At 64.3% G+C, this 6056-nt stretch carries 6 protein-coding genes; 2 read left to right on the top strand and 4 right to left on the bottom strand.

Annotated features, from left to right (window positions below):
• Positions 1–198: 198 nt before the first annotated feature.
• Positions 199–2016: an ABCB family ABC transporter ATP-binding protein/permease gene (locus ACTS1X_RS10920; RefSeq protein ID WP_442614425.1), complete on the bottom strand. Its 1818-nt coding sequence runs from the start codon at positions 2014–2016 to the stop codon at positions 199–201.
• Positions 2017–2126: 110 nt separating this feature from the next.
• Here ACTS1X_RS10920 and ACTS1X_RS10915 point away from each other — a divergent pair, with 110 nt between their 5' ends.
• Positions 2127–2354 carry a hypothetical protein gene (locus tag ACTS1X_RS10915; protein WP_442614424.1) on the top strand — a complete coding sequence of 76 codons (228 nt, stop codon included), beginning with the start codon at positions 2127–2129 and terminating at the stop codon, positions 2352–2354.
• A 15-nt stretch (positions 2355–2369) separates the two neighbouring features.
• On the opposite strand, the gene ACTS1X_RS10910 is transcribed toward ACTS1X_RS10915, so the two are convergent.
• Positions 2370–2699 (bottom strand): hypothetical protein, encoded by a 330-nt coding sequence (locus tag ACTS1X_RS10910; RefSeq protein WP_442614423.1) that lies wholly within the window; start codon positions 2697–2699, stop codon positions 2370–2372.
• 192 nt (positions 2700–2891) lie between these two features.
• Here ACTS1X_RS10910 and ACTS1X_RS10905 point away from each other — a divergent pair, with 192 nt between their 5' ends.
• Entirely contained in the window at positions 2892–3473 is a 582-nt protein-coding gene (locus ACTS1X_RS10905) for a hypothetical protein (RefSeq protein ID WP_442614422.1), read from the top strand.
• 12 nt (positions 3474–3485) lie between these two features.
• Here the strand turns inward: ACTS1X_RS10905 and ACTS1X_RS10900 are convergent, their stop codons facing one another.
• Both ACTS1X_RS10900 and ACTS1X_RS10895 read right to left on the bottom strand, forming a co-directional pair.
• On the bottom strand, positions 3486–5561 hold the full coding sequence (locus ACTS1X_RS10900; protein ID WP_442614421.1) for a TonB-dependent receptor plug domain-containing protein: 2076 nt from the start codon (positions 5559–5561) through the stop codon (positions 3486–3488).
• A gap of 144 nt (positions 5562–5705) precedes the next feature.
• On the bottom strand, positions 5706–5927 hold the full coding sequence (locus ACTS1X_RS10895) for a hypothetical protein (protein ID WP_442614420.1): 222 nt from the start codon (positions 5925–5927) through the stop codon (positions 5706–5708).
• Between the last annotated feature and the right edge of the window lie 129 nt (positions 5928–6056).

Raw genomic sequence — 6056 nt, 5'->3', positions numbered from 1 at the left:
ATCTGGTAGCAGAGCGACTTGCCCGCCCCGGTCGGCATGACGGCGAGGCTGTGCTTGTCCGCCATCACCCGATCGATCACCGCGCGCTGCGAGCCGCGAAACTCGGCGAAACCGAAAACGTTGCGGAGAATCGTGTCGGGATCGGTCATCGGGACGGCATATGGGCGAGCGGACTGCCCGTCACCCCCGTTCGCGCACTTATGGCGCGCCGGCCGAGTTGATCTCGCGCTCCTCACGCTGGCGCGCCCACATTTCGGCATAGAGCCCGTCCCTGGCGATCAGGTCGGCATGGTTGCCGCGTTCGGCGATCCGGCCATTGTCCAGCACGACGATCTCGTCCGCATCGACGATGGTGGAGAGGCGATGCGCGATGACGATCGTCGTGCGGCCCCGCCCGGCGCGGTCGAGCGTCGCCTGGATCTCGGCCTCGGTACGCGAATCGAGCGCGCTCGTCGCCTCGTCGAGGATCAGGATCGGCGGATCTTTCAGCAGCGCGCGGGCGACGGCGACGCGCTGCTTCTCGCCGCCCGACAATTTGAGGCCCCGCTCGCCGACGCGGGTCGCATAGCCATCGGCAAGGCTTGCGATGAAGTCATGGATCGCCGCGCCCCTGGCGGCCGCCTCGATCTCCGCCTGGCTCGCGCCTTCGCGGCCATAGGCGATATTGTAGCCGATGGTGTCGTTGAACAGCACGGTGTCCTGCGGGACGATGCCGATCGCGCCGCGCAGGCTGTCCTGCCGGACATGGGCGATATCCTGTCCGTCGATCAGGATGCGGCCGGCGGTCACGTCATAGAAGCGGAACAGCAACCGGGCGATCGTCGACTTGCCGGCGCCGGATGGGCCGACGATCGCGAGCTTGCCGCCTGGCGCGATATCGAGATCGAGACCGCGCAGGATCGGCCGATCGGCGTCATAGCCGAAATCGACCGCCTCGAACCGCACCGCGCCCCTGCTCACGGCGAGCGGCGGCGCGTTCTCGGCGTCGACGATTTCGGCGGGCGTGTCGACCAGGTCGAACATCGCCTCCATGTCGATCATGCCCTGCTGGATCGTCCGATAGACGGTGCCGAGGAAATCGAGCGGGCGGAACAGCTGCATCAGCAGCGCATTGACGAGCACGACGTCGCCGACCGTGAACCGGCCCTCGCTCCAGCCCCAGACCGTATAGCCCATCGCGCCCGCCATCATCGCATTGGTCAGCAGCGCCTGGCCGACATTGAGCATCGCGAGGCTGTTTTCGCTCTTGACCGCGGCATTCGCCCAGCTCGAAACCGCGGTGCTGAAGCGCCGCGCCTCGCGCGCCTCGGCATTGAAATATTTGACGGTCTCGAAATTGAGCAGCGAGTCGACGGCCTGGCTGTAGGCGGTCGTGTCGAGATCGACCATGTCGCGGCGCAACTGGGTCCGCCAGACGGTGACCAGCCGCGTGAAGGTGATGTAGAGCGCGATGACGCCGAGCGTCACGGCGACGAGGGTCGGGCCGAACTTCACGTAGAAGATGATGCAGACCGCGAGCAGCTCGATGGCCGTCGGCGCGATGTTGAAGAGCAGGAAATAGAGCATGGTGTCGATGCTCTTCGTCCCGCGCTCGATGATCTTGGTGACCCCGCCGGTCTTGCGCTCGAGATGGAAGCGCAGCGAGAGCGCATGGAGATGCGCGAAGACATTTTCGGTCAGCCTGCGCGCCGCGGACTGCCCGACCTTCTCGAAAACGACGTTGCGCAGATTGTCGAACAGCACGCCGCCGAACCGGGCGCCGGCATAGGCGACGACCAGGGCGATCGCGAGCATGATTGCCGGATCGTTCTGGCCATCCATGCTGTCGATGACCGCCTTGTAGGCGAAGGGCATGATGAGGATGATCGCCTTCGCGCACAGCACGAGCGCGAAGGCCGCGATGACGCGCCCCTTCAGTCCGGCATCGCCCTTCGGCCACAGATAGGGAAGGAACCGGCGCAGCAGCGCCAGGCCAGGCTGTTTGAGCTGATTGTCGGAGGGGATGTCGGGCGGCATGCGCTGCCAAGATAGGATATTTTCCGGAAACGGCCAGCCTGTGATCCCGCGCACAGCGGGGAACCACCCGACGCCCCTATGAATTGTCCTGTTGAAAGGAAGGAAAGATCATGGGTCCGGCTTATTTTGTCTTGGCGATCATGGGATGCGGCGACGGCGCGACGATGTGCGAGCAGGTTGCCCGCGAAGCCACGCTGTACCGCAGCGAGACGGCGTGCCTGGCCGAAACCGAGGCGGTGCTGATCCGCGAAAGCGACCGGCCCTATCCGTTGCTCATGGCGGAATGCCAGCGCATAGCGCCGCAGATCGCGTCTTTCTGGGAGAATAGCGAGGGCTAGCCGGCCCTCGGCCGATTACGGCATATCGAGGATTACGAGATTGCAGCGCTGCTGAGCGCGTTCATCGGCGCAATCGCGGCGTACCACTGACGCCGGCGCGACGGCGAGACCCGATGCCCGGCGGAAATCGCTCCCCGCTTCCTGCAGTTCGGCGGTCCGGAGCGATGTCGGGTTGACGATCGTTGCGCTGGCGCGGGCGACTGACGAAACACCCCCCTGGCCGGGCCCGTTCGAGTTCGCGCTTGCCGCACCGCCGATCGCCAGCGAGGCCAGAGCGGCGCCGTAGACGGCCAGGCGGAGCAGGCTCTTGTGCATATCGCCGCCGGATTTCTTGTGCCTCGTCATGCGCTATCGACGCTCGAGCGCGCCGATCGTTGCATCGGAAAATCTCCGAAAAACGGCTTTTCCGAGGGGTAACATGCGCGCAGCCGCGCGAAAGCGCCACTGCGGGGATGTCCCGGTTTCCGGTCGTTTTACCGTTACATAAGCTTTGTTCGCTATCCCCTGGTGCCCGAACGCATGAAGCGAGGGTTCGTCATGGCGATATTTACCGAACATTCACCCTATATCGGCGATCGCCGCGACATCGACGCGGAGATCGCGCGGATTTTTCACGCGCCGCAGTTCGAGAATGCGCCGGTGATGCGCGGGCTTTTGAGTTTCCTCGTCGAGAAAAGCATCGCGGGAGAAGCGCACCGTCTCAAGGCTTATGCGATCGCGGTCGACGCGTTGGGCCGGGATCCCGATTTCGACGCCCGGTTGAACAGCTATCCGCGGGTCCAGGTCGGACGGCTGCGCAAACTCCTCGACGAATTCTACGGCGAAAATGGAGTGCGCGCGGGCTTGCGGTTCCGGATCCCGAAAGGGGCCTATGTCGTCGATTTCGAAATGGCGGCGGCCGACGAGGACGACGATGCCGCGGTTCCGGCCGAACCGGCGGCCGTCATCGCGGATGGCGCTGGCCGATCCGGCGACAACCCCTGGCAAATCGGCGATCTTGGCCGCTTCGCCGCCGCGCTGTTCGTCGCGGCCATGATAGCCCTGTTCGCATGGCAGGCGATGAGCGGACTTGCGAGCGCCGACGCCCCCGGTGCCGAAACGGGATACGGCGCGCGCTGACCGGGCAACGCGTCAGAAGCTTCCGCTGACCTGGAAGGAGAAGATCGGCCCGAATTCGCGCGTACGGTCTTCGATGAAGGCGACCGGTCCGTCGCGCCGGTTGACGAAAAAGGTACGGGTGAAATCCTCGTCGCGATCGAGGATGTTATAGACGCCGCCACGGACGCGCAAGCCAAACACGTCCTTGTGTTCGATATAGGCGCCCACGAACGGCGCCTGCGTCCGGAAGAAATTGGTCTGGGTCAGCCGGAAACCCGTCGCCTCCCGATAATCCTCATATTCCAGCCCCCAGGCCCAGTCGGTTGCGGGAATGTCATGCCGCAGCTCGATCTCGATGTCGCGTTGGGTATCGTTGGAAATCGGCCGGTTCTCGCCGGTCAGCGGGTCGCGCACCCGGCTGCGCTGCAATGTCAGTTCGACATCGAGCCGGCCGCCGCGCCAGCCGAGCGGATCGAAATTGAACGTGCTGTTCCACTCCAGCCCGTAGCGCTTGGCGCTGTCGATATTGCCCGGCGCCTCGGCGGTCGCGCCGAGCGGAATCTGGTCGACGATGTCGCTGATCTGCTCATAATAGAGCCGGGCCGTCACAGACCCGAACGCGCCCAATTGCTGCGTCGCTTCGATCTCGTAGTTCCAGCTTTGCGGCGGCACGAGATTGGGATTGCCCGCGTCCTGGCTATCCGAACCGATATTGGTCGAGGCGACGAAATCGGAAAAGTCGAGCTGGCCCACCTCGCGCTCGACCCGCGCGCGGACGTCCAGGTTTTCGCTCGCCTGCCAGGCGAGCGAGACGAAGCCCTTCGGCCGGTAGAAGGAGCGGGTCAGGCCGTTGGCGCCGCTCTGCATGATCGTGGAATATTCGCCGCCGATCGAGGCCTGCAGCGTAAGGCTGGGGCCGAGCGGCCGGCCATAGGTGATGTTGACCTCGGCTCGCTCCTCCTCGACGCGCGAGTTCGAATTGGGGAGGATGATCGGCTGGAAATCGCCATTCGCATCGAGCGCGGACAGCTGCGAGCGGACGTCCAGCGTGTTGAGCGCGCCCTCGACCGCGACCTGCCAGTCGCCGCCCATCTGCCAGCCATATTCGGCCCGCGCGATCCATTCGCCTTCGTCGAGCGTGCGGACGAACAGGTCGCCGATCGACGGCGTGTCGTCCACGAAGTCGGTGATCAGGCTGGTCTCGAACGGGCTGCGTTCGAACCCGCGCAGCCCGATCAGCTTGAGCCGGCCCGGGCCCAGGGCGAATTCGAAATCTCCGCTGATCTCGAAATTCCATTCGTCTTCGCGGTCGCGAAAAAAGCGCGTGCGATCCGGCAGGCCTTGTCCCGTCCGCGCCGAATCCTCGCTCCCGCGAAAATAGCGCCGTCCGTAGGAAAGGTTGAGATTGCCGATCGAGCTGCCCGGCCCGTCATAGCGGAAGGTTCCCGACAGCACCGGCTCGTCGCCGGAAAATGTCGCCACTTCGTCATGAAAGCCGACGACCTGGCCGGCTGGGTCGACCACCAGTTCGGGCCCTTCGGCACCGCCCCGGAAGGAATCGTCGGTATTCGACAGGCTGAGCGTATAGTCGAACGCGCCCTGGGTGCCGCTCACCGATATCTCGCCGTTCGTCAGGCGCGGATTGGTGATGCGGGCGCGAAATTGAGGGTTCCAGGCGAAATTGCCGCTGACTCCGGTCGTCTCGGCGACGACGTTGACCACCTGTCCCGACAGGCCGGGAATATCGAGCGAGGCGGCGTCGCGCACTTCGATACGGATGACGTTGGCGGCCGATATCCGGCCGAGCGTGGTCACCGCATCGTTCGACTTTCCGGAGACGCGCTCTCCGTTGATCAGGACATTGTCGCCGCCCTGCCCGAGTCCGCGCCGTTCGTCGCCCTGCTGGATGGTGAAGCCGGGTATCTGCTGCACCATGTCGAGCGCCGAGTTCGGCGAGAATCGCGCAAAGTCCGCGGGGGTATAGTCCTGGCCGTCCCCCGGCGAAGCGGGGGCGACGGTCTCTATCGTTTCTTCGCCGTCATCATTTTGTGCGTGGGCCGGAAAAGCGAGCAACGAGCCCGAAACCAGCAACCAGGATATGCGCCGCATTAATGTGATCCCCTCCCTGAGATGCAGCGTCCATTGAGCAATCGGGGCCGTTCATCCAGTACCGCGCGGGCGCTTTACGACCAGCGTCGTCTTTTTTTCGACAGATGTCGTAGAAATCCGATGAACGGCAAATGCGCGATCGTGTCAGTTGGTGGGATGCCCTCTGCCCGCGATCTGGCGCATTGGCAAGGACCATTCGATCTGGTTGCGCAGGATCGCTTCCAGATCGGCCAGCCCGGCGCGGTGAGCGGCGGCGCGCTTGGCGAGCAGACGGGAGAGAATCGCCTCGCGGCTGTTCGGACGGCCTCCATTGTCGCGGCCCGTAGCAAGGGCCTGCGAAAGCCTGAAAGACGTCTCCATGGTCATGCGCATGTTCCCTTCGCTACCGATCCCGTGAGGATGGAATGACCGAAGAACGAAAGAGATGGTGGCCGGTTCCATATATTCATGGATACCAAGAGGTTAACGGCCAGCTACTCCGCCGTTTCGGGTGCC

Origin of the sequence: Parasphingopyxis sp., from assembly GCF_052168275.1 — a bacterium.
Taxonomy (GTDB): Bacteria; Pseudomonadota; Alphaproteobacteria; order Sphingomonadales; family Sphingomonadaceae; genus Parasphingopyxis.
The sequence above is the reverse complement of the archived record's forward strand: the minus strand, read 5'-3'. Positions and strand labels throughout refer to the sequence as shown.

Excerpts from the sequence above, each read along its gene's own strand:
- ACTS1X_RS10920 (WP_442614425.1), bottom strand. The coding sequence starts at position 2,016 with ATGCCGCCCGACATCCCCTCCGACAATCAGCTCAAACAGCCTGGCCTG.
- ACTS1X_RS10915 (WP_442614424.1), top strand. The coding sequence starts at position 2,127 with ATGGGTCCGGCTTATTTTGTCTTGGCGATCATGGGATGCGGCGACGGC.
- ACTS1X_RS10910 (WP_442614423.1), bottom strand. The coding sequence starts at position 2,699 with ATGACGAGGCACAAGAAATCCGGCGGCGATATGCACAAGAGCCTGCTC.
- ACTS1X_RS10905 (WP_442614422.1), top strand. The coding sequence starts at position 2,892 with ATGGCGATATTTACCGAACATTCACCCTATATCGGCGATCGCCGCGAC.
- ACTS1X_RS10900 (WP_442614421.1), bottom strand. The coding sequence starts at position 5,561 with ATGCGGCGCATATCCTGGTTGCTGGTTTCGGGCTCGTTGCTCGCTTTT.
- ACTS1X_RS10895 (WP_442614420.1), bottom strand. The coding sequence starts at position 5,927 with ATGACCATGGAGACGTCTTTCAGGCTTTCGCAGGCCCTTGCTACGGGC.